A 510-nucleotide genomic window follows, 5' to 3' on the forward strand; every position below is an offset into this window, starting at 1 on the left:
GAACAACTCACCGAGACGATGCCCGCTACCCTGCGTTCACTGGCCTGGGCACTGCGCTGGGAACAGGCGCGGATGCTGGAGCAGCTCGGCCAGATTCTTGAACTGAGCGACGCAATCCAGGACGGGCGTGCGGCCAGTAGCATGTTTCGCGGCCAGGACAACCCTTTGCATCTGGACTTCACGTTGGCGGCCATGAACGCGATCCGCGCATTTACCGCATTGGTGGTGGCCGGTCTGCTCTGGATCGAGACCGGTTGGGACGGGGCGCGTGGCGGGATGATCGTGGCGGGGATTCTCTGTTCGCTGATGGCGACGTTTCCACGACCGTTGCTGGCCGCCCAAAGCTTTGCCAGGGGGCTGGGGCTGGCCTTGGTGGTATCGGCGCTGTATCTGTTCCTGCTGATACCAATGATCAGTGACTTCGAGTTACTCGCCTTGTTGCTCGCCCCCTTGCTGTATGCCGTTGCGGTGGGGCTGTCCAGTCCGCCAACCACGGGCACAGGCATTGGT

Annotated in this window: 1 protein-coding gene; it reads left to right on the forward strand. The window is 62.4% G+C overall.

The window, feature by feature from the left end; all coding sequences use genetic code 11:
• Positions 1–510, forward strand: a 510-nt coding sequence (locus tag F8N66_RS31395) for an FUSC family protein (RefSeq protein ID WP_191623079.1), incomplete at both ends; no start/stop codon positions are given.

Origin of the sequence: Pseudomonas fluorescens, from assembly GCF_902498195.1 — a bacterium.
GTDB classification, from domain to species: Bacteria; Pseudomonadota; Gammaproteobacteria; order Pseudomonadales; family Pseudomonadaceae; genus Aquipseudomonas; species Aquipseudomonas fluorescens_BU.